Origin of the sequence: Williamsia phyllosphaerae (assembly GCF_014635305.1) — a bacterium.
GTDB lineage: Bacteria > Actinomycetota > Actinomycetes > Mycobacteriales > Mycobacteriaceae > Williamsia_A > Williamsia_A phyllosphaerae.
Genome location: NZ_BMCS01000001.1, coordinates 219,672 through 244,905 on the forward strand (window position 1 = coordinate 219,672; position 25,234 = coordinate 244,905).

23 protein-coding genes, 1 pseudogene and 2 riboswitches are annotated in these 25,234 nt (G+C 68.2%); of the genes and pseudogenes, 8 read left to right on the forward strand and 16 right to left on the reverse strand.

Annotated elements, in window-relative coordinates:
- Positions 1-97: 97 nt before the first annotated feature.
- A riboswitch (TPP riboswitch) is annotated at positions 98-209 on the forward strand.
- The gene (thiC, locus tag IEV93_RS01135) at positions 200-1,858 is read left to right on the forward strand and encodes a phosphomethylpyrimidine synthase ThiC (protein WP_188486143.1); all 1,659 of its coding nucleotides are present in this window, start codon (positions 200-202) and stop codon (positions 1,856-1,858) included. It overlaps the preceding riboswitch by 10 nt.
- 7 nt (positions 1,859-1,865) lie before the next feature.
- Positions 1,866-2,720 (forward strand): bifunctional hydroxymethylpyrimidine kinase/phosphomethylpyrimidine kinase, encoded by an 855-nt coding sequence (gene thiD / locus IEV93_RS01140; protein ID WP_188486145.1) that lies wholly within the window; start codon positions 1,866-1,868, stop codon positions 2,718-2,720.
- Between the two features lie 118 nt (positions 2,721-2,838).
- On the opposite strand, the gene IEV93_RS01145 is transcribed toward thiD, so the two are convergent.
- The 5 genes from IEV93_RS01145 to thiO form a co-directional block, all read right to left on the reverse strand.
- Entirely contained in the window at positions 2,839-3,582 is a 744-nt protein-coding gene (locus IEV93_RS01145) for an ABC transporter permease (protein WP_229704800.1), read from the reverse strand.
- Positions 3,579-4,562 carry an ABC transporter ATP-binding protein gene (locus IEV93_RS01150; RefSeq protein ID WP_188486148.1) on the reverse strand — a complete coding sequence of 328 codons (984 nt, stop codon included), beginning with the start codon at positions 4,560-4,562 and terminating at the stop codon, positions 3,579-3,581. Before IEV93_RS01150 ends, IEV93_RS01145 begins: the two co-directional genes overlap by 4 nt.
- 89 nt (positions 4,563-4,651) lie before the next feature.
- Positions 4,652-5,431 (reverse strand): thiazole synthase, encoded by a 780-nt coding sequence (locus IEV93_RS01155; RefSeq protein ID WP_308690708.1) that lies wholly within the window; start codon positions 5,429-5,431, stop codon positions 4,652-4,654.
- A gap of 3 nt (positions 5,432-5,434) precedes the next feature.
- Entirely contained in the window at positions 5,435-5,638 is a 204-nt protein-coding gene (gene thiS / locus IEV93_RS01160; protein ID WP_188486150.1) for a sulfur carrier protein ThiS, read from the reverse strand.
- Positions 5,635-6,690 (reverse strand): glycine oxidase ThiO, encoded by a 1,056-nt coding sequence (gene thiO / locus IEV93_RS01165; protein WP_188486152.1) that lies wholly within the window; start codon positions 6,688-6,690, stop codon positions 5,635-5,637. The genes thiS and thiO overlap by 4 nt, the downstream gene beginning before the upstream one ends.
- Positions 6,689-6,800, reverse strand: a riboswitch (TPP riboswitch). It overlaps the preceding gene by 2 nt.
- A 121-nt stretch (positions 6,801-6,921) precedes the next feature.
- Between thiO and thiE the strand changes: the two genes are divergently transcribed.
- Complete coding sequence (thiE, locus tag IEV93_RS01170) at positions 6,922-7,590, forward strand: thiamine phosphate synthase (protein ID WP_188486154.1); 669 nt, start codon at positions 6,922-6,924, stop codon at positions 7,588-7,590.
- Between the two features lie 184 nt (positions 7,591-7,774).
- Entirely contained in the window at positions 7,775-8,257 is a 483-nt protein-coding gene (locus IEV93_RS01175) for a 2-isopropylmalate synthase (protein ID WP_188486156.1), read from the forward strand.
- A 13-nt stretch (positions 8,258-8,270) separates the two neighbouring features.
- On the opposite strand, the gene IEV93_RS01180 is transcribed toward IEV93_RS01175, so the two are convergent.
- The gene (locus IEV93_RS01180) at positions 8,271-8,741 is read right to left on the reverse strand and encodes an NUDIX hydrolase (protein WP_188490275.1); all 471 of its coding nucleotides are present in this window, start codon (positions 8,739-8,741) and stop codon (positions 8,271-8,273) included.
- A 212-nt stretch (positions 8,742-8,953) separates the two neighbouring features.
- Between IEV93_RS01180 and IEV93_RS01185 the strand changes: the two genes are divergently transcribed.
- Genes IEV93_RS01185 through IEV93_RS01195 form a run of 3 tightly spaced genes read left to right on the forward strand, consistent with a single transcriptional unit; the run spans position 8,954 to position 13,973 of the window.
- Positions 8,954-10,402: a GlnX family signal transduction membrane protein gene (locus IEV93_RS01185; RefSeq protein ID WP_188486158.1), complete on the forward strand. Its 1,449-nt coding sequence runs from the start codon at positions 8,954-8,956 to the stop codon at positions 10,400-10,402.
- Positions 10,399-11,391 carry a glutamate ABC transporter substrate-binding protein gene (locus IEV93_RS01190; protein WP_188486160.1) on the forward strand — a complete coding sequence of 331 codons (993 nt, stop codon included), beginning with the start codon at positions 10,399-10,401 and terminating at the stop codon, positions 11,389-11,391. Before IEV93_RS01185 ends, IEV93_RS01190 begins: the two co-directional genes overlap by 4 nt.
- A gap of 20 nt (positions 11,392-11,411) precedes the next feature.
- Positions 11,412-13,973 (forward strand): tetratricopeptide repeat protein, encoded by a 2,562-nt coding sequence (locus tag IEV93_RS01195; RefSeq protein WP_188486162.1) that lies wholly within the window; start codon positions 11,412-11,414, stop codon positions 13,971-13,973.
- A gap of 120 nt (positions 13,974-14,093) precedes the next feature.
- On the opposite strand, the gene IEV93_RS01200 is transcribed toward IEV93_RS01195, so the two are convergent.
- The 9 genes from IEV93_RS01200 to IEV93_RS01240 form a co-directional block, all read right to left on the reverse strand.
- Positions 14,094-15,317, reverse strand: coding sequence for an acetate kinase (locus tag IEV93_RS01200; protein WP_188486164.1), 1,224 nt, complete (start codon positions 15,315-15,317; stop codon positions 14,094-14,096).
- Complete coding sequence (pta, locus tag IEV93_RS01205) at positions 15,314-17,401, reverse strand: phosphate acetyltransferase (RefSeq protein WP_188486166.1); 2,088 nt, start codon at positions 17,399-17,401, stop codon at positions 15,314-15,316. The genes IEV93_RS01200 and pta overlap by 4 nt, the downstream gene beginning before the upstream one ends.
- A 24-nt stretch (positions 17,402-17,425) precedes the next feature.
- Positions 17,426-18,325: a GGDEF domain-containing protein gene (locus tag IEV93_RS01210; RefSeq protein WP_188486168.1), complete on the reverse strand. Its 900-nt coding sequence runs from the start codon at positions 18,323-18,325 to the stop codon at positions 17,426-17,428.
- Between the two features lie 27 nt (positions 18,326-18,352).
- Entirely contained in the window at positions 18,353-18,751 is a 399-nt protein-coding gene (locus IEV93_RS01215; protein WP_229704801.1) for a cupin domain-containing protein, read from the reverse strand.
- A gap of 143 nt (positions 18,752-18,894) precedes the next feature.
- A complete protein-coding gene (locus tag IEV93_RS01220) occupies positions 18,895-20,964 on the reverse strand; it encodes a glycosyltransferase family 39 protein (RefSeq protein ID WP_371873776.1) in 2,070 nt (689 codons plus the stop codon).
- A 400-nt stretch (positions 20,965-21,364) separates the two neighbouring features.
- Entirely contained in the window at positions 21,365-21,760 is a 396-nt protein-coding gene (locus IEV93_RS01225) for a type II toxin-antitoxin system VapC family toxin (protein WP_188486170.1), read from the reverse strand.
- Positions 21,757-22,029, reverse strand: coding sequence for a type II toxin-antitoxin system Phd/YefM family antitoxin (locus IEV93_RS01230; RefSeq protein ID WP_188486172.1), 273 nt, complete (start codon positions 22,027-22,029; stop codon positions 21,757-21,759). Before IEV93_RS01230 ends, IEV93_RS01225 begins: the two co-directional genes overlap by 4 nt.
- 125 nt (positions 22,030-22,154) lie before the next feature.
- Positions 22,155-22,865, reverse strand: coding sequence for an enoyl-CoA hydratase/isomerase family protein (locus tag IEV93_RS01235; protein ID WP_188486174.1), 711 nt, complete (start codon positions 22,863-22,865; stop codon positions 22,155-22,157).
- Positions 22,866-22,879: 14 nt separating this feature from the next.
- On the reverse strand, positions 22,880-23,440 hold the full coding sequence (locus tag IEV93_RS01240; protein ID WP_188486176.1) for a TetR/AcrR family transcriptional regulator: 561 nt from the start codon (positions 23,438-23,440) through the stop codon (positions 22,880-22,882).
- A 150-nt stretch (positions 23,441-23,590) separates the two neighbouring features.
- Between IEV93_RS01240 and IEV93_RS01245 the strand changes: the two genes are divergently transcribed.
- The gene (locus IEV93_RS01245; protein WP_229704802.1) at positions 23,591-24,484 is read left to right on the forward strand and encodes a YihY/virulence factor BrkB family protein; all 894 of its coding nucleotides are present in this window, start codon (positions 23,591-23,593) and stop codon (positions 24,482-24,484) included.
- A gap of 166 nt (positions 24,485-24,650) precedes the next feature.
- Here IEV93_RS01245 and IEV93_RS22635 read toward each other — a convergent pair.
- Positions 24,651-25,133: pseudogene (locus tag IEV93_RS22635) on the reverse strand (CDP-alcohol phosphatidyltransferase family protein); the annotation flags it as partial.
- Positions 25,134-25,234: the final 101 nt, after the last annotated feature.

Below are 25,234 nucleotides of genomic sequence, written 5' to 3' on the forward strand. Positions count from 1 at the left end.
CGATGTGGCTCCCCGTTCTGACGCACCGCGACCACTCACGGTTCCCTCCCGATGGCGAGGGCGTAGCGTGACCGACAGACCGCTGCGGCGGTCACCCATGAAAATCCACGGGGGCTCTCACGAACCGAGGGCTGAGATGGCGGCAGGCGGCCGCCGACCGAATGAACCTGACCGGGTAATGCCGGCGTAGGGAGATCTGATGTCGAATTCTGCTGTCGTGACCACCGGGCCCATCCGTGGAAGTCACAAGAACTATCGCCGAGTCGACGGGATGGACGTGCCCACCCGTCGCGTGGAACTGAGCAACGGCGAGCACCTCGACCTGTACGACACGTCCGGCCCGTACACCGAGACCGACCCCGGTATCGATCTCGACCGTGGCCTCGCACCCGTGCGGGACACCTGGGAGCGGCCCGCCCCCGTCGATGGTGCCGCGACCCAATTGGCCTGGGCGCGAGCGGGAATCGTGACCCCGGAGATGCGTTTCATCGCCGCGCGCGAGGGTGTCGAGCCCGAGTTGGTGCGATCCGAGGTCGCCCGCGGACGGGCGGTCATCCCGGCCAACCATCGTCACCCCGAGTGCGAGCCCATGATCATCGGCAAGGCGTTCGCGGTGAAGGTCAACGCCAACATCGGCAACTCGGCGGTCACGTCGTCGGTGGCCGAGGAGGTCGAGAAGATGGTGTGGGCGACGCGCTGGGGCGCCGACACGATCATGGACCTCTCGACCGGCGACGACATCCACCTCACCCGCGAGTGGATCATGCGCAACTCGCCGGTGCCGGTCGGCACCGTCCCGATCTATCAGGCGCTGGAGAAATGCAAGGGCGACCCCACCACGCTGACGTGGGAGATGTACCGCGACACCGTGATCGAACAGGCCGAGCAGGGCGTCGACTACATGACGGTGCACGCGGGTGTCCTGCTGCGCTACGTGCCGCTGACGGCACGACGGGTCACCGGCATCGTCTCGCGCGGTGGTTCGATCATGGCCGCCTGGTGCCTGGCCCATCACGAGGAGTCGTTCCTCTACACGCACTTCGACGAGCTGTGCGAGATCTTCCGGCGCTACGACATCACCTTCTCCCTGGGTGACGGCCTGCGCCCGGGGTCGATCGCCGACGCCAACGACGAGGCGCAGTTCGCCGAGCTCCGCACCCTGGGCGAGCTGACGACGATCGCGAAATCGCACGGCGTGCAGGTGATGATCGAGGGTCCGGGGCACGTCCCGATGCACAAGATCGTCGAGAACGTCCGCCTCGAGGAGGAGCTCTGCGAGGAGGCGCCGTTCTACACCCTGGGGCCGCTGGCGACCGACATCGCACCCGCCTACGACCACATCACCTCGGCCATCGGGGCGGCGATGATTGCCCAGGCCGGGACCGCGATGCTCTGCTACGTGACGCCGAAAGAGCATCTGGGACTGCCGAACCGGGACGACGTGAAGGTCGGGGTGATCACGTACAAGATCGCCGCGCACGCGGCGGATCTGGCCAAGGAGCATCCCCGTGCGCAGGAGCGCGACGACGCGCTGTCGCGGGCACGGTTCGAGTTCCGGTGGAACGACCAGTTCAACCTGTCGCTCGATCCCGACACCGCCGTCGAATACCACGACGAGACGCTGCCGGCCGAGCCCGCGAAGACCGCGCACTTCTGCTCGATGTGTGGTCCGAAGTTCTGCTCGATGCGGATCTCCGCCGACGTCCGACAGTTCGCCGAGGATCACAACCTGCGGACCCAGGCCGACATCGACGCGATGCTGAACGCGGAGATGGACCGCAAGTCCGCGGAGTTCGTGGCGTCGGGCAAGCAGGTCTACCTCGACATCACCCCGGCCGTGAGCACGCACCAGGGATGATGGGGCGATGAAGCTGCTGCCACCCGCCCCGCTGGGACAGACACCGGTCCGTGCGATGACCATCGCGGGGACCGACTCCGGCGGCGGGGCGGGGGTCGCGGCCGATCTGCGCACGATGGCCCTGGCCGGCGTGCACGGGTGCGTGGCCGTGACCGCGGTGACCGTGCAGAACACCCTCGGTGTCTCCGGTGTCCACACCATCCCGCCGGAGACGGTGGCCGGCCAGATCCGGACCGTCGTCACCGACATCGGCATCGGGGCCGCGAAGACCGGGATGCTCGCGACCGGTGCGATCATCGACGCGATCGTCGACGTGGCCGCCGAGGTCGGGATCGGTCGCGACCGTCCGATCCCGCTCGTGGTCGACCCGGTCTGCGCCTCGATGCACGGGCACCAACTGCTCGCCACCGAGGCGATGGACTCGCTGCGGGAGCGGCTCATCCCGATCGCCACCGTCGTCACGCCGAACCTCGACGAGGTCGCGCTGATCACCGGCATCACTGTCGTCGACCAGGACAGCCAGCGTGCCGCCGCGATCGAGCTGCACTCGATGGGCGCGCAGTGGGCGCTGGTCAAGGGCGGGCACCTGCGCTCGAGCCCGTTCAGTCCTGATCTGCTCTACGACGGCGAGACGTTCCTCGAACTCGACCACGAGCGCATCGACACCCCGCACGATCACGGCGCCGGAGACACGCTGGCCTCGGCCATGTGTTGCGCTCTCGCGCACGGTTTGTCGGTGCCGGATGCGCTGCGGTTCGCCAAGGACTGGGTCACCGAGTCGATCCGCTGGTCCTACCCGCTAGGCGCCGGACACGGTCCGGTCAACCCGCTCTGGCGCGTCTCCGAACCGCTCCCCGACTGACCCGCCAGTTGGGCACGTACACACCGCAGTTGGGCACGTACATCCATCAGTTGGGCAGTCGGTGCCCAACCAGTGGTCGTACGTGCCCAACTGGCGTGGTGCTCTGGTGGTGTTGCTGTTACGCGTCGCGCTTCTTGGTGAAGAAGACCCCGAGACCGAAGATGATCAGCGAGATGACCGCGAAGTAGGCGATCGATCCGTATGCGTTCCACGGGAAGTCGATCGTCGTGTCGCGTTCGGTCAGGAATCGTGCCGCGTTGTTGAACGGCAGGTACGGGCTGACCGCATCGCCGAACTTCGGGATGATCCCGATGATCCCCTCGAGGGCCAGCGTCCAGATCAGCAGTACGACGATGGCACCCGCGGTCTGGCGGACGATCGCGCCGATGCCGAGACCGATCAGGATGCACAGCAGCGTGTAGACCGGGATGCCCCAGTACTGACGGATCGCGTCGGACCCGACGAGGTCCATGTTGTTGCCCGACAACACCTTGCCGAGCAGCAGGGCCACGATGCCGAGGATCAGGGTGACGACCACCGAGAGTCCGCCGTAGATGACGGCTTTCGCGCCGAGCACGATCTCACGCCGCGGGATGGCCTGGTAGGTGGTTCGGATGGTCCCGAAGCGGAACTCGCTGGTGACGGCCAGCACGGCCATGATCATCAGGACGATCACACCGATCTGGCTGACGCCGGTGGTGTAGTCGGAGGCGTAGATGTTCTCCGAGTCGTCCCCCGATGCGAACGCACCGATCAGGACGCTGAACAGGATCGCGAGAACCGCGACGATGGCGACGCACCAATACGGCGACTTAGTGCTGAGCAGCTTGATGCGCTCGGCGTTGAGGGCGTTGACCATCATTGCGGTCCTCCGTGGTTCGGGTGGTTGGCATCGTGCGGTCCGGGGGCGTTCTGCGGTTGTCCCGCGGGCCCACCCGGATTGCCGTGGTACTGGACCGATCCCGCGGTGAGCGTCATGAACACCTCCTCCAGCGATGCGGTGCTGCCGGACAGTTCGTGCAGAGCGATGGCGTTGGCTGCGGCGATGTCACCGACCTGGTCGGTGGTCACGTCCAGCAGGTTGAGCGCGGGCGAGCCGTCGGCGGCCGGGGTGGCCCGCAGACCCGCACGGGTCAGTGCCTCGTGCAGTTGCGCCAGTTGCGGACTCCGCACGGTGACGGTGCGCTGGGCCTGGCTGGTGAACTCCTTGACCGAGCAGTCGGCGATGAGCCGGCCCTGGCCGATGACCACGAGGTGCTCGGCGGTCAACGACATCTCGGTCAGCAGGTGACTCGACACCAGGACGGTGCGTCCCTGCGCGGCGAGAGCACGCATGAACTTCCGGATCCAGACGATGCCCTCGGGGTCGAGTCCGTTGACCGGCTCGTCGAACAGGAGGACACCCGGGTCACCCAGCAGTGCGCCGGCGAGGCCGAGTCGCTGGGACATGCCCAGCGAGAACCCGCCGGCCTTCTTACCGGCGACCGCGGTCAGCCCGACGTCCTCGAGGACCTGGTCGACCCGCGTTGTCGGGATGCCGTTGGACGCGGCCATCCAGCGCAGGTGCGAGCGCGCCGAGCGGTTGGGGTGCACCCACTTCGCGTCGAGCAGCGCACCGACCTGTCGCAGTGGGTCCTTCAGCGAGCGGTAGTCCTGCCCGTTGATGGTCGCCCGGCCCGCGGTGGGGTTGTCGAGTCCGAGCATCATCCGCATGGTCGTGGACTTGCCCGCACCGTTGGGTCCGAGGAAGCCGGTGACCATGCCCGGCTTCACACCGAAGGTCAGATTGTCGACCGCACGGGTCGGCCCGTATGTCTTGGTCAATCCTTCTACGTTGATCACCCATCGGACTATGCCAGCAATGTCCGGTCCGTTGGATCAGCCGATGGATTGACCTTTCGCGGCCGGGCATCTCGACCGAAGGGTGGAGGTCAGTCCCGCGCGGGCGACGAGGCCTGCGCCCAGAACCGTTTCGGGATGCGCCCCGCACCACGCGCGAGGCTCCCGGCGTACACGGCCGCCGACATCGCCGAGGCCATCGCAACCGGATCGTCGGCCCGGTTGACCGCCGAGGCCAACAGCACGCCGTCGCAGCCGAGTTCCATGGCCAGCGCGGCGTCGCTGGCGGTGCCGATACCGGCGTCGAGGATGATCGGCACCGTCGCCGAGGCCACGATCATCTCCAGATTGTGCGGGTTGGCGATGCCCAGTCCGGTGCCTATCGGCGACCCCAGCGGCATCACTGCGGCGACACCGCAGTCGCGGAGTCGCGCCGCGAGAATCGGATCGTCGTTGGTGTAGGCCAGGACGACGAACCCGTCGTCGACGAGGGTCACCGCCGCGTCGAGGAGTTCGATCGGATCCGGCAGCAGAGTCCGGTCGTCTCCCGCGATCTCGAGCTTGATCAGATCGGTCTCGAGCGCCTCGCGCGCGAGCTGCGCGGTCAGTGTCGCCTCCGCCGCGGTCCGACACCCCGCGGTGTTCGGCAGCACGTCGATGTCGAGACGACGGAGCAGGTCGACGACCCCCGGGCCGCCGCCGGAGTCCGCCCGACGCATCGCGACGGTCGTGAGTTCGGTGCCCGACGCCACCAGTGCACGCTCGAGGACGTCGAGGTTCGCCGCGCCACCGGTGCCCATGATCAGCCGGGAGCGGTAGACCCGTGATCCGATCCGCAGGCCCTCGGGCACAACCTCTTCGGGCGGCGTCACCACTCAGCCACCCTGCACCGCGGTGAGGATGTCGATGCGTGCTCCGTCGGCGAGCGGCGCGTTCCAGGTGCCGCGATGGTGCACCGCACCGTCGACGGCGATCGCGATCCCCCGCTCCGGCAACCCGAGGATGCCCAGCAGTGCAGCGGCCGTCGTGTCGTCGGCCACCTGCCTATCCTCGCCGTTGACCTCGATGGTGATCGTCATGTGAACCTCCTCGGATCGAGTGTGGCGGACCAGCGGGGGTCCGCGGTGCCGTCGAGATGGCCGGTGACCAGCTCAGCGGTGATGGGCGCCAACATGATCCCGTTGCGTCCGTGCCCGGCGGCCAGGACGGTCCGCTCGTCGACCCTGCCGATGAGGGGCAGCGCGTCGGGCGTCACCGGGCGCATCCCGCCGCCGACCTCGCTCACCCGGTACTCGGCGAGCCCGGGCATGACCTCGATGGCGTCGGCGAGCAGATCGCCCACTCCGCCCGCGCGTGGCTCGGGATCGGTGTCGACACCCACCTCGTACTGCGTCGCGCCGACCACCACGCCGTCGCCGCGCGGCACCAGGTAGACGAGCCGCCCGCGCCAGCGTGCGCGGATGACGTTGTCCGGTGGGGGCGGTGCAGTCGGCGGTCTGCGTAGACGGATGATCTCGCCCTTCTCCGCCCGCACGGGGGCGGGCGGCCACAGCCGGCCCACGCCGACACCCGCGGCGACGACCACCTGATCGGTGTCGAGATCACCGACGTCGGTCACGTGGTGCGTGCGCACCTCGACCCCCGCCTGTGTCGCCGCGCCGCGCAGCGCCCGCAGCAGTGCCCGGTTGTCCAGTGCGCCCTCGCTCATGGCCAGGTACCCGCGACGCACCGAGCTGCCCAAACCCGGCGACACCGACCGGATGTCCTTGCCGCTCAACGGTTTCATGGCGAGACCGTGGCCGAGGAGGTAGTCGGCTCGGGTCGCGAGTTCGTGGGCGTCGGCGGTGTCGGCGGCGATGAGAACCGTGTCGGAGGCCACCGTGATCGTCGGATCGGCCAGTGCCGTCAGCACCTCCGGCCAGCACCGCGCCGAGGCACGGGCGAGGTCCAATGCGGTGTCCTCGCCAGGACGCGCCTCGCCCAGGCAGCCCAGCATCCCGCCAGCGACCCAGGACGCCGAATCGGCCCGATCGCTCTCGTAGATGGTTGTGTCCCAACCTTTTCGGGCAGCCCGCCAGGCGATCATGGATCCGACGACCCCGCCGCCGACCACTGCCAGCGTTCGTCCCATCGACTGCTCACCTCGTTCCTACGCCGGCATTACCCGGATCAGGTGTGACGGTCAGCGACGTCCGGTCGCACTCTCAGCCCGGCGATCTCCCGGGCCCCCGCGTGTGTGGAGACCAGCCTACCGCCCTGCGCGAGCCGGGCCCCGGCGCCCGCGATCAGGGTCGGCGAAGTGAGGATCGAGCGAAGCGAGGCCCGGAGCGAGCCGGGCCCTGGCGCCATTAGATTGACCTCCGTGGATGCCCGAGATCGTTTGTCCGACGCCCGGCTCTATCTGTGCACCGACGCCCGACGCGAACGCGGGGACCTGGTCGCCTTCGTCGACGAGGTGCTCGCGGGCGGCGTGGACATCGTGCAGTTGCGCGACAAGGGCTCGGCGGGTGAGGCCGAGTTCGGCGCCCTCGAGGCCGCTCAGGAGCTCGACCTGCTGGCTGCGCTGCGCGAGGTCACGACCCGTCACGGCGCCCTGCTGGCGGTCAACGACCGCGCCGACATCGCCGCGACCGCCCACGCCGACGTGCTGCACCTCGGACAGGACGACCTGCCGCCCGCAGCCGCCCGACGCATCGTCGGTCCCGACGTCGTCATCGGCCGGTCGACGCACGACGACGCCCAGGCGCGCGCAGCCGACACCGACCCCGACATCGACTACTTCTGCACCGGACCGTGCTGGCCGACGCCCACGAAACCGGGGCGTCCGGCTGCAGGACTCGGGCTCGTGGCGTCGGTGGCCGACCGGGCGAACCGGGCACCGTGGTTCGCCATCGGAGGGATCGACGAGGCGCGTCTGCCGGAGGTCCTCGCAGCCGGCGCCGAGCGCATCGTGGTCGTGCGTGCGCTGACGCACGCGACCGACCCGCGCGCGGCGGCGAGCGCTCTGCGGAAACAGATCACAGCAAACTAACGATGTCACAAAGGTGAATTGAGAACGGTTGCCACGGCACGCTCGTCGGGCTTACGCTCGACCCGCCATGACGCGCCTGCTCGTAGTAACCCGCCGCAGCGGGGGGTCTGATCCGACCGACCCCCCGCTGCGGGTCGTCGCGCCTGTTCGTTGGTCACTTCTCTCCTCTCGGAAAGACCACGTCATGAATCCAACGTCACACGCTCCCGACACCGTCGAGCGTTCCCGGCCCACCTCGTCCGACCCGGCCGAGACCCACTTCCGTTCACCCCTGCCCCGCGGACTGCGCGACGTCGCACACGCGCTGAGCTGGGACAACTTTTACGCCACCTACGCGTGCGCCGGCGGCATCCGTCTCGGCAGCTGGTCGGCGACACCCGGTCGTGGGGGTCTCACCGACTATCAGGCCACCATCGCCGTCGGCGACCGCATCTGGTCGCTGCGCGAGTCGTCCACCGGGCCCATCGGCGCGGTCACCGCCATGCTGCACGCGCTCGGCACCCCGATCGAGATCGTCAGCCTGCACCATCAGCGGACCGCCGACGGTTACGCGGGCTTCGTCCTGTGCGACATCCGCGGCATCTCGAGCTGGGGCCTCGGCGTCGACGAGACCTCGGAGGCGGCCTACGCCAAGGCCATGATCTCGGCCGTCAACCGCTTCGGCTGACGCGCGGGCAACCTCAGAGATCGCCGAGCGTGGACCGGAGCGTCGGCCAGCTGCGGGCGAACGCGGGGTGCAGCGGCAGCTCGTCGACACCCTGTTCGCTGACCCACCGCAGCTCGGCCGACTCCTGGTTCGCGACGGTGTCCACGGGGCGGGCGACATCGGCGATGACGGTGGTGTAGGTCCAGCCACTCTCGGCCTCATGGGTGACCACGGTGTCGCGGACGGTCAGCATGGTGCGGACGATGCCCGCCTCCTCGTCGGCCTCGCGCATCGCGGTGTCCTCCGGGGTCTCGTGCGAGTCACGCGCCCCACCGGGCAGGCCCCACGTCCCGCCCTGATGGCTCCACAACGCGCGGTGCTGCAGCAGGATCCCCGTCGTGCCGTCCGCCAGCGGCGCACGCAACAGCAGTCCGGCCGCGCCGTGGCGACCCCAGTACCGAGCACCGTCGGGGTCGAACACCCAACCGTCACCGTCTCCCCGCACCGCGCGTCCACCTCCACCGCTCATCGCGCTCTCGGCAAGCCGCCGCCGACCGCCCTTCCCCGCAACCGTACGCAAACGGCAACAGACCACGGTGATCCCATGTCGGGATTAGAGTCGACTGCAGCAGTCTTGAAGATCCGCCCGCGGAGCGCGAATCCGTCGGCATCTCCGTGGGCACACCCACGAATCGGGTAGTAGAAGGGACCTCGTCAGTGACCGGCGAAGCGGCGTCCGTGCGCTCCCGACTGACCCGTGGGACGACGACCATCCCCCGTCCTATGTTGCGGCGCTCCGAGCCCCGTCCCGACCGCCGCGGTCCGCTGGGCCGCCGCGGCGCACGTGCCGAGCGACGCGAGCTGCTCACCTACGCCCGTGACCGCGCACAGTCGCCCCTGACGTCGTTGCGTCACCTGGCCGGGACGAGTCCGGGCAAGCTGTTCATCATCGCGGCCATCCTGTTCGTCGGTGCGATCGCCACCGGGTGGTACTCCTCGATCAGCCTGGACAACCGCACCTCGGCCCTGCAGCAGACGATCTCCGACACCGAGCCGATCGCCGAGTCCTCGCAGATCCTCTACAGCAATCTGTCCATCGCGGACGCGTCGGCGAACGCGGCGTTCATCTCCGGCGGTCTCGAGCCCGCCGCGGTGCGCAGTCGCTATTCCACCGCGGTCGCCACCGCCGCGCAGGCGCTGATCCAGGCGGCGAGCGGCACCGCCGAGGAGAACATGGATGTCCGGGGTGACCTCGACACCCTGGCCGAACGCCTGCCCGTCTACACCGGGCTGATCGAGTCGGCGCGGACCAACAACCGCCTCGGGAACCCGGTGGGATCGGCCTACCTCGGTGAGGCGTCGAACCTGATGCAGACGACGATCCTGCCCGCGGCCGAGCGGCTGTACACCGCGCGGTCGAGGGCGATCAGCGATCCACAGAACCGGTTCACCAGCCCGCCGTGGGGCGTCTACGCCGCGCTGACCATCCTGCTGCTGGCGTTCGTCGGTGCTCACTACTACCTGGCCCGCCGCACCCGCAGGCGTCTGAACCTGGGCATGTTGCTGGCCATCGGCGCGATCGTCATCGCCCTGCTGTGGGTGCTGATCGGAAGCCTGCTGTCGGTGTCGTCGACCAACAGTGCCGAGACCCGCGGCGCGCAGCCGCTGCGCGAGCTGACCTCGGCCCGCATCCAGGCGCAGCAGGCGCGCTCGGCGGAGACGCTGTCGCTGGCCCGGCGCGGCGACCGCGGACTGCTCGAATCGCAGTTCACCGACGCAGGCGGCAAGATCCGGGCCACGCTGACCGCCTATCTCGACGACAACGACGACAACGAGGCCGACGCGGCGGTCCGTCGAGCCCAGACCGCGCTCTCCACGTGGGCCGACGCCCATGCGGCGACCGTCGAGCGGACCAACGCCGGCGACTTCAACGGCGCGACCGCGATGGCCGTGGGCGACAACCCGGACGGTGCGGCCGCGGCGTACATGCAACTCGACGCCGCGCTGGTCGACGGCATCACCACCACGAGAACCACCTTCCGCGACGACATCAACACCGCCAGGGTGGTCATCGGCTATGCGGGCAGCGGGGCACTCATCCTCGGGCTGATCGCGGCCGCGACCAGCGCACTCGGCATGGTGCCGCGGATCCGGGAGTACCGATGACCCGCCTGCCGAGACGACGCGTCGGCACGTTCGCGGTGATCCTCGCGCTGGTCACGCTGGTCGTGTCCGGCTGCCTCAACGTTCCCGCACCACCCGACGAGGCCCCGTCGGCCAGCGCCATCGCGCCCACCCCGCCCGGGTTGACGGTGAACGCGCCGGTCGAGTCGCCGCCGAGCCAGAACACCTGTGACGCGACCGCGAGCCTGCGGCCCGGTCCGCTGCCGCCGGCCGCCCGCATGCCGCGCGGATCCGCGATGGACGCGATCTTCGCGCGGGGCCGGTTGATCGTCGGACTCGACATCGGGTCGAACCTGTTCAGCTTCCGCGACCCCATCAGCGGCGACATCGAGGGCTTCGACGTCGACATCGCCAAGGAGATCGCGCGGGCCATCTTCGGCGATCCCGAACGCATCGAGTACCGCATCCTGAACTCGAACGAACGGATCAGCGCTCTGCAGAACCGCGAGGTCGACGTGGTGGTGAAGACGCTGAGCATCACCTGCGACCGCGCCAAGGACATCGCCTTCTCGACGGTCTACTACGAGGCCTCGCAACGGATCCTGTCGTTGCGCAGCTCACCGATCAGCAACGCACGTGATCTCGCGGGCAAGCGGGTGTGTGCGGCGCGCGGAACCACCTCCATCGGCCGGTTGCAGCAGCGCGTGCCCAGCGTGCGGATGTCGACGGTGAGCACCTGGGCCGACTGCCTGGTCGTGCTGCAGCAGGGGGCGGTCGACGCGGTGTCCACCGACGACGCGATCCTGGCCGGTCTGGCCACCCAGGACCCGTACGTCCACGTGGTCGGGGCGAGCCTCGGCGAGGAGCCGTACGGCATCGGGATAAACCTCGAGCAACCCGATCTCGTGCGGTTCGTCAACGGCGTGCTGGACAAGATCCGCGCCGACGGCACCTGGTACGAGATCTACAATCGGTGGCTCTCCATCCTGGGGCCCATCTACTACCCGCCGCAACCGACCTACCGCGACTGACGAGGGGGTGACGACGAGCGATGACCGATCGAGACGACCGCGACGACGGTGACGGCTCGGTGTCCACCCGAGCGGTGACCCGTGCCGATCTCGGCGTCGACGCCCAGGATGCGGACACGACGGCCGACGAGCGAGAGGACACGGGTTCGGCCCGCGCCGGGGACGATGTCGAGGTCGCAACGCAGGCCGCGATACCCGACGTCGCCACCCAGGCCGCCGTACCGGATGTGGCCACGCAAGCCGCGGTACCCGATGTGGCCACCCAGGCCGCGGTACCCGATGTGGCCACGCAAGCCGCCGTACCCGATGTCGCCACCCAGGCGGTCGCCTCCCCGGACACCGACTCGTCGACCTCGGCCACCACCGACGACACCGGCACCCGGATGGCTCCCCCGCTGCACAAGGTGTCCGGGCGCAGGAAGCGGAAGAAGCGTCGTCTCGGCGTCGGTCTGGTCGAGGTCGCGTGGGTCCGCGACATCGAACCCGAGGACGCGGTGATGACCGACCCCGTCATCCCGGAGAGCAAGCGGGACTGCTGGCAGTGCGGGCGAGCGATCGGCCGCGCCGACGGTCCCGACGCCGGCCCGCTGACCGGCGACTGTCCGCACTGCGGCGCGCACTACTCGTTCGTGCCGGGGCTTGCGCCGGGGACCATCGTCGCCGACCAGTACGAGATCACCGGCGCCATCGCACACGGCGGACTGGGATGGATCTACCTCGCCTTCGACCGCAACGTCTCCGACCGTGCGGTCGTGCTCAAGGGCCTGCTGAACTCCAAAGACGCAGAGGCACAGGCGGTCGCGTTCGCCGAGCGTCAGTTCCTCGCGTCGGTGTCGCACCCCAACATCGTCAAGATCTTCAACTTCGTCGAGCACCACGACGTCAGCGGCTCGACGTTCGGCTACATCGTGATGGAGTACGTCGGCGGTGCGACGCTCAAGAGCCTGACCACCGTCGACGGCGACTCGTCGCACCGAACCCACCTCCCCGTCGAGCAGGCGATCGCGTACCTGCTCGAGGTGATGCCCGCGCTGGCGTACCTGCACTCGATCGGGTTGGTGTTCAACGACATCAAGCCGGAGAACATCATGATCGGCGGTGACGAGGTGAAGCTCATCGACCTCGGTGCCGTCTCCCCCATCAACGGGTACGGACACCTCTACGGAACACCGGGTTTCCAGGCGCCGGAGATCGTCAAGACCGGCCCGCAGATCGCCACCGACGTCTACAGCATCGGCCGCACCCTGGCCGTGCTGACCGTGCCGATGCCGATGGAGAACGGCCGATACGTCGACGGCCTTCCGGGTGTCGAGGCATCGAAGGTGTTGGCCGACAACGAGTCGTTCCGACGCCTGCTTCAGCGCGCCACCGATCCCGATCCGGAGCACCGCTTCGCCTCCGCGGAGGAGATGACCACACAGATGGTCAACGTCCTGCGCGAGACCGTGGCGCGTACGACCGGCGTACCCCGCCCCGCCCTGTCGTCGGTGTTCACCCCGCAGCGCACCACGTTCGGGACCGACCTGCTGCTCGGGCCGGTGGACGGCTTCTTCGACCCGATCAACTCCGAGACGTTCCTCGACCCGGACGACATCGCGGCCGCGCTGCCGGTGCCCCTGGTCGATCAGCTCGATCCCGCTGCCGGACTGCTCAACTCGGCTCAGCTGTCCGAGCCGAACCAGACGCTCGACACGATCCGGTCGGCCAAGCAGGACGGGTTGTCGTCGTTGATCGGCACCGACCCGTCCGACGACCACCCGTCGCTCGAGGTCGACCTGGCCGAGGCCCGCGCCTACATCGAACTCGGCGACGTCGACACCGCGCTCGGCCTGCTCGACATCACCTCTCGCCACCATCAACACTCGTGGCGAATCGAATGGTTCCTGGGCATCTGTGCGCTGATGAACTCCGAACCCGAGCTGGCGCACGAGCGTTTCGCGTCGGTGCTGATCGCCATGCCCGGAGAGGTGGCGCCCAAGCTGGCCGTCGCCGCCACCGCGGAGTTGATCGGTCGGTGGCTGCGACGGGAGGCCGGCGAGTCCGCCGAACGGGACACGTCGATCAAGCGCTGGAACGCCGTCGCGCTCCGGGAGTACACCGCGCTGTGGCAGACCGACCGCGGTATCGTCACCGCCGCGTTCGGCGTCGCCCGGATGCGTTTCACCGCAGGCGATGTCGAGGCGACAGTCAAGGCACTCGACGACGTCCCCGCCACCAGCAGGCACTTCAACACCGCGTCGTGCACCGCGGTGCTCGCCCTGGTGCACGGACGCGAACCGGAGCAGGTGACCGGCGAACAGATCCGCGAGGCCGCCCGCCGACTCGCCGCGATGCCCGAGACCGAACCGCGCAAGCCGCGGCTGTCGATCATGGTGTTGGGGACCGCGCTCGGCTGGCTCGGCGTCAACCCCGACCGTGCGTCGGAGAACATCTCACTACTCGGGTTCCCGTTCACCGAGCACGGGTTGCGCGCGGGGTTGGAGCGTTCGCTGCGCCGTCTCGCCCGGGCCACCGTCGATCGAGAACAGCGCTTCAACCTGATCGACCTGGCCAACCTCATCCGCCCGCACACACTCTTCTGACACCGAGCGTGCCGAAACAACACCCCGACCGTGCCGAAACTGCACCCAAGCAGCACGTTACGGCACATTCGGCGGGTCACTAGGGCACGTTCGGCGGGTGGTTACGGCACGCTCGGCGGATCAGCGGACGAGCGCGGCCGCCTTGCGGGCGATGGCCAGTTCCTCGTTCGTGGGGATGACCAACACCGCGATCTCACTGTCGCCGGTCGATATTCGTCGGGCGTCGCGTGACCGTGCGGCGTTCGCGTCGTCATCGACGACGATTCCGAACCGTTCGAGGTTCGCCAATCCGTCGCGGCGCACAGTCGGCGCGTTCTCGCCGACGCCGGCGGTGAAGACGATCGCGTCGACCCGCCCCAGATCCACCAGGTACGCACCGATGTAGCGACGAAGGCGGTGGATGTACACGTCGTAGGCCAGGGTCGCGGCCTCGTCCCCGTCGTCGACCATCGACGTGATGGTGCGGAAGTCGTTCTCCCCGCACAGCCCCTTGAGTCCGGACGACTTGTTCAGCATCGTGTCGATGGCGTCGACATCCATGTCGGCCACGCGACGCAGATACATCACGATCGCGGGATCGATGTCGCCGCTGCGGGTTCCCATGACCAGTCCTTCGAGCGGCGTCAGCCCCATCGAGGTGTCGACGGCGCGCCCACCCCGGACCGCCGACGCCGACGCGCCGTTGCCCAGGTGCAGCACGATCAGGTTGACGTCGGCCGGATCCCGGTCGAGGAACTCCGCGGCCGCACCGCTCACGTACTCGTGTGAGGTGCCGTGGAACCCGTACCGCCGAATGTTGTGACGCTCGGCGACCTCGTGGTCGATGGCGTAGGTGGCGCTGTGCGACGGGAGATCGTGGAAGAACGCCGTGTCGAAAACACACACCGCGGGAACGTCCGGGAGCAACTCACGGATGGCCTCGATGCCGATCAGGTTCACCGGATTGTGCAGCGGCGCAAGGCTCGACAGGCGATCGACCTCGGCGATGACCTCGTCGCTCACCAGGACCGGCTCGCTGAAGCTCTTACCACCGTGCACGACGCGGTGCCCCACCGCCAACAGGTCGCTGGTCCGCAGATCGGTGCCGCACTCGTCGAACAGGTGCAGGGCGCGCTGCAGCGCCTCCCGATGATTAGTGATGGCGCCGGAAAAGTTCTGCGTGTCCCCGTTCTGCGTGTGCTCGACCGACGCGTCGTGGTCGCCGATCCGCTCGACGACCCCCGAGGCGATGACCTCGCCGGAATCGGGATGCACCAGCTGGTATTTCAACGATGATGATCCAGAGTTGAGGACGAGAACAGACCCGGACGCCGTGCCCGTGGGGGCTGTGTTGCCACCGCTCATGACTGCAGTGCCTGGGCCTGGATCGCGGTGATGGCGACGGTGTTGACGATGTCGGAGACGAGCGCGCCGCGGGAGAGGTCGTTGATCGGTTTACGCAGCCCCTGCAGGACCGGTCCGATCGCGACTGCGGATGCGCTGCGCTGCACCGCCTTGTAGGTGTTGTTGCCGGTGTTGAGATCCGGGAAGACGAGCACCGTTGCCTGGCCCGCGACCTTCGAGTCGGGCATCTTGCTCTGCGCCACCGAGGGTTCCACCGCGGCGTCGTACTGGATCGGCCCCTCCACCAACAGTTCCGGGGCTCGTTCACGCACCAGCTCGGTGGCCGAGCGGACCTTGTCGACGTCGGCGCCGGATCCGGATTCACCGGTGGAATACGACAGCAACGCGACGCGGGCCTCGATACCGAACTGCTCGGCGGTGGCCGCCGACGAGATCGCGATGTCGGCGAGCTGTTCCGAGGTGGGATCCGGCACGATCGCGCAATCACCGTAGGCGAGAACACGATCGGCGAGACACATGAAGAAGACACTCGACACCGTGGACACGCCCTCGAGGGTCTTGATGATCTCGAACGCGGGCCGGATGGTGTGTGCGGTGGTGTGGGTTGCACCGGACACCATCCCGTCGACGAGCCCCTCGTGCACCATCATCGTGCCGAAGTAGGAGACGTCGCCCATCACCTGTCGTGCCCGGGCGAGGTCCATGCCCTTGTGCTTGCGGAGTTCGGTGTAGGTCGTCGCGAACGACTCGAGGTGTTCGGAATCGCGAGGGTCGATGACGTGCGCCGCGTCGAGATCGACACCGAGTTCCTGAGCCCGCGAATGTATGGCGTCGACGTTGCCGAGCAGCGTCAGGTCGGCAACACCGCGTCGGAGCAGACGTCCGGCCGCGCGCAGGATCCGGTCGTCCTCACCCTCGGGCAGCACGATGCGTTGGCGGTCCGACTTGGCCTGCGCGATGAGCTGATACTCGAACATCTGCGGCGTGACCACGGTCGGGGCCGACAACCGCAGCCGTTCGAGCAGCGACGCCGAGTCGACGTGTTCCTCCATGAGAGTGAGTGCGGCGTCGATCTTGCGAACCGACTCGACCCCGACCCGACCGCGTGCGAGTGCGGCGGCCCGTGCGGTCTCGTAGGTGCCCTGCTCGCACGAGATGATCGGCAGCGCCGGCTTGAGGCCCTCGACGAGGGACTCGATCATCGGGTGCGGGCGGATGCCGCCGTTCATGATGATGCCGGACAACTTCGGGAATCCCTGTGCCGCATTGGCGGTCACCAGGGCCAGCAGAACGTCGGATCGATCGGCCGGGGTGATCACGGCAACACCGTCGGTGAGGCGCTCGAGGATGTGCTCGGCGGTCATGCCACCGACCATCACGCTCATCGCCTCGCGATCGAGCAGTTCGGGGTCGCCACTGAAGAGCTCGCCGTCGAGCGCGGTCATCAGTTCGGCCATCGTCGGCGACACCAACACCGGGTCCTCGGGCAACGACCACGCCGGCAGTCCGGTCGTCTCGAGGATGTCCTTGACCGCCTCGAGCTGGGCGGGGTCGCAGCGGTTGGCGATCAGGGCGACCGCCTGCGCGTGCGCGCCCTTGATCTCGGTGAGGCACAGATCGGCCAACGCCAGCACCTCCTCGGGGGTGCGCTCGGCAGCCTTGAGCGCGAGCACCATCGGGGTACCCAGGTTCGCTGCGATCCGCGCGTTGAAGCTGAGCTCCGACGGACTGGCCACGTCGGTGAAATCCGACCCGATCACCAACACCGAGTCGCACTGCTCCTCCACGGTGTGGAAGCGGTCGACGATCTCGGCCAGCGTGGCCTCGGGGTCACCGTGGACCTGCTCGTAGGTCACGCCGATGCAGTCCTCGTAGGACAGGTCCACCGAGTCGTGCTCGATCAGCAGATCGAGGATGTAGTCGCGCTCGCCGGCCGCGGCCCGCGAGATGGGGCGGAACACACCGATGCGGCCACCGGTCGCGGCGAGCAGATGCAACGTGCCCAGCGCGATGGTGGACTTCCCGGTGTCACCCTCCGGCGAGGCGATGTAGATGCTGCTCGAGGTCGGACTCCCTGCACCCATGCCCCCGAGCGTAGTGGGCGTTGGTCAGTTGTCGTCGCCCCGGATCTGTCCGGGGCCGTCACGCTTGGCCCGATAGAGCCGGGTGTCGGCGCGGTCGAAGCAGTCGGCGACGCTCTCGGTCGGACGCAGCTCTGCGAAGCCGGCGGAAAACGTCTGCGAATCGGGCATCACCGCGCCCATCGCCTGCAGGACGGCGTGCGCCTGGGAGGTCTGACGCCCGGGTAGCGCGAGTGCGAACTCCTCGCCGCCCCACCGCGAGAACAAGGCATCGTCGCCGGCCACCTCCGACGCCGCCGTGGCGAACTCCACCAGCAGACGATCGCCCGCGTGATGACCGCGAGTGTCGTTGTAGGCCTTGAACCGGTCGAAGTCGAGGACCGCGAGGATCAACGGCGTCTCGGGGTGCGACGACGTCTCCTCGAAGCGGGCCAGGCGCTCGAACCATCCGCGCCGGTTGAGCAGACCGGTGAGCGGGTCGGTGACCGCGGCGGTGAGCAGACGGTCTTCCGCGATGCGTCGGTCGGTGGTGTCGTGGATGACCGCCATGGTCCACGCGCGTCCGCCCGGCCCCGACACTGCGCTCACCGACACCCACCCCCACCGCACCGTGCCATCGGGATGGACGTACCGCTTCTCGATCCGCAGATCGTCACCCCGGGCACGGGCCTGCGCCATCATTCCCTCGACCGCGGCGTGCTGCGCCAGGTCGTCCGGGTGGGTGAACTCGCGCGACGACCTGCCCGCGATCTCCGCCCACGATCGTCCGACCATCGCGCAGTACGCCGCGTTGGCCGCGCGCAGCAGACCGTCCTCGTCGGCGAGCCCGATGGGAACGGTGCTGGCGTCGAACATGACCCGGAACCACTCGTCATCGACCCCGGTGAAGGTGATGGCGTCGTAGTTCGTCACATGTTCATTGTCCATCCCCGCCGGCGTATGGTGCCGCGTCGGTCATTCCATCGGATACGGGTGCTCGGCGTCGGATTCGTAGCAGATGGCGAACGGCTTGTTGGTGATGAAGAGAAAGGTGACGTCGTTGTCGGCGGTCGCGCCGTGCTCCATCCAGCCGCCTTCGGGAAACCAGACGAAGTTTCCGGGGCCGTACTCACCCTCGTGGGTCTTGAGGACCCCGTCGAGCACGAACATCCCGTGCGCGCAGGGGTGGGTGTGCCAGGTGTTGGTGAATCCGGCGGCATACCGGAGCAGCATCACCTGCATGCCTGTGTCGGAATCGGCAAACAGCGACTTGAACGGTATCTGCGCGCCGATCTGCTCGACGGTCAAGGTCTCCCACGCCATCCTGCTGGAGTCGGCGACCTCGAGCGTCACGAGATTGGACGGGACTGTCATGGCGGGCTCCTCGATGTCGGGATGTCTCGCCAACGTTATGCTGCAACCCATTTCGGACTGGTTGCCGCGAGAATACGACTGAGTTGCACGCGAATCGGGACGGACACAGTTCGTGTCCGTCCCGATCGCGTGTGCGACGTACGTCAGGTCAGCTTGTAGACCGTCTGACCGCCGACCGTCGTCGCGGTGTAGTTCGCCGCCACCCAGGTCGAGATCTCGGTCGCGCTCGAACTCGATCCGCCCGGTCCGCCGCCCTGGCCGGAACCGATGTAGTAGCCGATCTTGCCGTCCTGCACGTACGCGATGAACTGCGCCAGCGTCGGGGTGGGATCACCACTCCACCCGCCGATGGCCATCACCGACGTACCGCTGGCGATCTCGATGCCCGACGCCGACTGCGAACCGCTGGTCGCCGCAGCCCACTTCGTCGTCGTCGCCTTGAGCAGTGCGGTCAGCTCACTGCTGGTGGACTGCCCACCCATCCCGCCCCCGCCGGTCCGGGACGCACCCTGACCGGAGGTCGAGGTCGATGCCTGACCGGGGGCGCCGGTCGGAGCCGTACCACCAGCCTGCGCGCCCTGCGTGCCTCCGGTACCGCCGGGCCGCATTCCGCCCATGCCGCCGCCGGGTCCACCGCCCATTCCGCCCGACGAATCCGAGGTCTGCACCGCGGTCGGGATCGACCCGCTGTGCGCGGTGGCGGAGGTTGCGATGCCGAAGGCGGCGGTGGAGCCGAATCCGGCCAGGGCGCCGACGATCACAGCGGCAGCGACGGCCTTGCGGAAGCCGAGGCGTCCGCCGACGAGGATGACCAGGACGGCGAAGACGGCCGCCGCACCGATCAACCAGCGGGCCCACACGGGACCGAAGTCGGCGCGGTTCAGCAGCACGATCGACCAGCCGACGGCCAGTGCGATCATGGCGCTCATCGCGATCCGACCGTCCCAGCGGTGCCGCAACTCCCAGGCGAACACCGATCCGAGACCGACGAGCGCTGCAATGGCCGGGGCCAGGGCGACGGTGTAATACGGGTGGATCGTGCCGCTCATGAAGCTGAAGATCAGCCCGGTGACGATGAGCCAGCCGGCCCACATCAGCAGTCCGGCCTTCTCGACGCGGCCGAGACGCTCGGTGTCGCGGACTCGGATGAACTGTCGGACAACGAGGTACAGACCGAAGACGATCACGAACAGTGCGACCGGGAGGAGCCAGGAGATCTCGTAGCCCATCTCCGAACCGAACAGACGGTTCAGACCGGTGGCGCCACCGAAGCTCGAGCCGGCGGCACCGTTGCCACCCATGCCGCCGCCGCCTCCGCCTCCGCCGCTGTTGCCGAGGATGCGTCCGAGACCGTTGTAGCCGAGGACCAGGTCCATGACGGTGTTGTCGGTGGAGCCGCCGATGTAGGGCCGCGATCCGGCCGGCCACAGCGCGACCACGAGGACCCACCATCCGGCACCGACGATCAGCGACACCCCCGCGATGAGCAGGTGGCCGATCCGCCTGAGCCAGCCGGTGTCGGCCAGCAGCAGGTAGACGAGAGCGAACGCGGGCAGGACGAGCAGCCCCTGCAGCATCTTGGTGAGGAACGCGAACCCGAGGGCGACACCGACGAGGGCGAGCCACTTCCACGACGCGGTCGGGACCGCGCGGACCAGGCAGTAGGCCGCGGCGACCATGAGCAGCACCAGCAGCGCGTCGGGGTTGTTGAACCGGAACATCAGGGCCGCGGCCGGGGTGAAGGCCAGCACCGCACCCGCGATCAGGCCCGCGGCGACACCACGCCGAGGATCGGAGACGCTGCGACGGACCAACGCGTAGAGCAGGGCGACGGCGGCCACCCCCATCAGCGCCTGCGGCATCAACACCGCCCAGCTGTTCATGCCGAAGATCCGCACCGACAGCCCGGTCACCCACAGCGACGCCGGCGGCTTGTCGACGGTGATGAAGTTCTGCGCGTCGAGTGAGCCGAAGAACCACGCCTTCCAGCTGGTGCCGCCGGCCTGTGCGGCCGCGGCGTAGAAGGTGTTGGCGTAGCCGTTGATCGACAGGTTCCAGAGGTAGAGGATCGCGGTGACGATCAGCAGTACCGGCAGCGGCGCCTTCGTCAGCAGCCGCGACCGCATCGACGGTGTGCTGGATCGGTCCCGATGGCGACCACCGTCGGGGGCCGGATCGGCGCCCGGCGGTGCGGGTGCGAAAAGGGTGGTCATGATGCCTCCGTGTGAGCGTGGCGGTCGGCGGTTGTCCGACCGTGATGCTCATACGATGCGTTTACTTGCTCGTCTCACCCTGGGTAGGAGCTGGGAGAACCCTGGGAACGATTTATTCGGTCGGCCCTGTCCACAGCTGTCACCACTGGGGTCGGCCGTGTGGATTATCCACACCTCGAGCCGTAGCGGTGTCGGTTGTGGAAGGTCAGCTCCACAACTGGATGACGACCCGCTCGTCGAAGTCGCCGCGGGCGGCGGCTCGAGGTACTCGTCGAAGTCGAAGTCTCCACGGAGCCAGACACCGCCGCCGACCGCTGTGGAAAAGCGAGCCTCCCACGAAGCGACATGCGAAGCCATGAAACTCAATTTACGAGCCGACGCGCCAAAGACCGGCAGCTTTCTATGCCGGTGACTCGGTCGGATAGTCGAGGGCACGACAAGCCTCGAGCAGGCGGCGGTCGTAGGCGACCACCGCTGTCAACTCGGACCGGATCTGAGCGGCCGACGCCAGGTGGATCGCGTCGAGCGAACGCAGCGTCGGCGGACCGATCGTCTCGGCCAGCGCGATCACCCGCTCCGAGATCGGGATGGTGTCGAGAAGATCGAGGACACTCCGCGCCCGCTCCGTCAGCCCGGGACCGCCGTCACGAAGCACCGTTCGCAACAACTCGACGCTGCCGAGCGCACTCGTCACTGCTGTTTCACCGGCGCGGCCGGCGAGCCACCTGGTCAAGGCATCCGTTTCTCGTTCGCGTACAACGAGTTTGACCAGAGCAGACGTATCCAGATAGATCACCGTTCCCGGCGATCCTCGTCCAGAGCGTCGGACAGACTTCCCGGCGGGAGGGTGACCGTGTTGATGCCGCCCAGTCCCTTCGAGTTCTTCGCCGCCACGATCACTCCGGCGTCGATCAGAGACTCTCGCGTACGCGCACTTTCGGTGACCGGCACCAGGCGGGCGACCACTCTCCCGCGATTGGTCACCTCCAGCTCCTCCCCTGCCTCGACCTGCGCAAGGTATCGAGACGCGTTCTGCCGCAGCTCACGGATGCCGATGACCTTCATTTCGCCAAAGTAGCACATGTGGTGCTACATAACCGGCCGCATCGGGCCCACCACGCGACAACGAGGGCCCAACACGAATGCACGACGGCCCAACCGGGCGCGGGCGCAACGGCCGAACGGGCGGGTCAGCTGTCGGCGATGGCGGCCTGACCGCCCACACCGCTGACCGTGGTGCGCAGGGCGGCGGCGGTGACCGCGTACATCGACGACTTGATCTCGCCGATCGTCCGACCCCGGGTGTTCTGATGCGTGCGGGCGTACTGCAGGGCCGCGGGCAGCACCTCGTCGAGCGTGACCGCGTCGTCGACGATTCCGAGCTCGCCGGCCTGCGCACCGCCGTAGCGGCGGCCGGTCACGAGCATCTCGTGGTTGACCCGCGCCGGGACCTTGTCGGCGACCAACATGACGCTGCCGGGCGCGTAACTGGCACCGATGGTGACGCCGGGCATGCACAGGTAGCCGCGGTCGGAACGCATCACGACGTGGTCGTGGGCGAGCGCGAAGAGGGCACCTCCACCGAACGCGTGACCGGTGACCGCTGCGACGGTGGGCATCGGGAACGTGAGGATCCGGGCCAGCAGGATCTGCACGCTCTCCACGTACGGGTCGACATCGTCGACGTTGGCCAGCACCCAGGCGGTGTCGAGGCCGGTCGAGTAGAACTTGCCGAGCGCGGTGGTCACCAGCGCGGTGGGGCCGTCGCTCGCCTCGACCTCGTCGAGCAGTTCGTTGATCTTCGCGACCTGCGTCGGGCCGAAGACGTTCTCGTCGTCGCCGACCCCCTCGTCGTTGAGGTGCAGGACGAAGATGCTGTCATCGCGCGTGAGGTGAGGCACTCCCGCACCATATGTCAGCGCAGGACCGCGTCGACCACCAACTCCGCCACTTGTTCGTCGGTCATCGAGCTGCCGGGGATCAACATGTGCGAATACACGATGCGCACCATGAACTCCGACGCCGCACGGGCGTTCGGACGCAGCGCGGCCGCGAGCTCGGGTTGGGCGTCGAGGTCGGGCAGGCACCGCGTGACGATCACGTCGACCAGCGTCGTGTCGGTGGTCCGGTCGTCACCGCTGGCGACCAACGTCGACACCAACTCGGCAGGCTCGTTGCGCAGCAGGTACTGCAGCGCCTCGTGGTCTCGGATGTAGCCGAGCACCTGCACGATCAGGGTGGTGATCTTCTCGCGGGGGTCGTCGACCGTGCCGATCCACGTGTCGATCCGGTCGTGCAGCACCGACACCTCGCGGTCGACGATCGCGGCCAGCAGTTCGTCGCGGCCACCGAACACCCGGTAGGCCGTCGCCCGGCCGACCCCGGCCTGGCGTGCCACCGACGTCAGGTTCAGCGCCTGTGCACCGAAGCGCGACACCACCGACACGGCGACGTCGACCAGCCGTTCACGCTCCATGCGACGACGGTAATGGATCGTCCCGGGCACGATCGGGTGGGACGTAGGCTCGGGTCAACGCTCGAACCAGTCTCGCAAGCAGCGCCGGGGCACCCGCTGACGTGTTCGTCGTGGCGATCAGGTGGTTCGGACCCTGCGCGGAGGATTCCCTTGACCGATCCCAGAGTGCGCGCCGTGTTGCGCGACACCGGGCGCATCCTCGGCCGCGGTGATCTCGCCGGCGCCGCCGGCACGATGACGTACTTCGCCGCGATCGCCGTGGTGCCCTGGGTGTTGCTCGCGGTGTGGTCGCTGACCTGGTTCGACGGCGTGGACAGCGCCGAGCGGACGCTTCTGCGGCTGCGCGTTCTCATCCCGCCGGACATGGGCGCGCGGCCCGTGTTCGACACCGTCGTGCACACCGGCACCCATCTCGGGCTGCTGGGCATCGTGGTCATGCTGTTCCCGGCATCGTTCTACGGCGAGGGGCTGCGCCGCGCATGTGTGCCGATGCACGAGCGGTCCGATCGGTTGACCAGCTGGCGTGGCCGCATCTCGATGATGGCGTTGGTCGTCGTCGTACCGCCGCTGACGTGGATCCATGTGCGGGTCGGCACCCTGCTCGTCGGACTCTCGCCGGAGGGCGGCGCCGACGGCTGGGGGCCGTTCGCACTGCGCGTCTGGGCCGGCTTCACGATCACATGGTTGCTGCTGAGTGTGGTCCTCACCTGGGTCTTTCGCGAGGTCACCCCGGGCAAACCCCGGTGGTGGGTCGCACTCGCGGGCGCGACGGTCACCGCGTCGTTCGTGTCCGGTTTCGCGCAGGGGTTCCTGCTGTTCCTGTCGATCGGCATCGACATCGGCATCCCGTACGGCGGCCTGCGCGTCGTCGGAGGCGTTGTGGCCGTCGGCTTGTGGCTCTACCTCATGCACATCCTCATCATCACCGGATGGGCGCTGACCCAGGCGATCGATCACCGCGACGATCGAGCGCAGGCCGCGCCGGTGTCGCATCCGGACGCAGCTGATGACGGATCGCCACCAGCAGCTGCGCCATCCCGATGATCGCGAGAACGGACCCGACCACCCCGATCGACGTCACGAGCACGGGACCGGTGACGAACGACGCCGCGTCGACACCCCACCGACGCAGGCACCACACAATTCCGACCGAGAGAGATCCGAACACCGCGACCAGCACGCGGGAGGGTCTCTCCCACAGTGTGATCCGAGCCGGCCCGTTCATGCCGGCGGCCTGCGCGGTGGCTCGGGCCGACTCCAACAACAGGGTGATCAGTGCGAGGACGATCCCGAGCCACATCGGCATCCCCAGCACGACGAGCACCCCGATGAGCAGGACGTCGGAGCAGCGGTCGGCGAGGGGGTCGATCACCTTGCCCCATCGGGAGACCGAGTCGGTCTGGATCGCCAACGCGCCGTCGACGCCGTCGAGGACGGCGGCGAGGGTGACCACAGCCGCGGCGACGATCGGCCACCACCGACCGAGCGCGGCGAGTCCGGGGGCGGCAGCCATCACCACGACCGTCGACCATGTCACCGCGTTCGGGGAAAGCCGAACGCGAGCAAGTGGTCTGGCGCACGCGTGAGACAGCACGACCCACCCCGAGATCCACCGTGAGGCATCGGCGTCGACACCGCCGTGTAGTTGCGACCAACGATCGAGCGTCTCCTGCCGCGTCGTCGGGGCGGTCATGATCGGGTGCCCCTCGGCGTCTCGTGGACGATGTGTTGTCGATTCGACATGATGTCGATCCTCTGCCGGGCCGAATCACGATGCCTCGCTGCACGATCGAG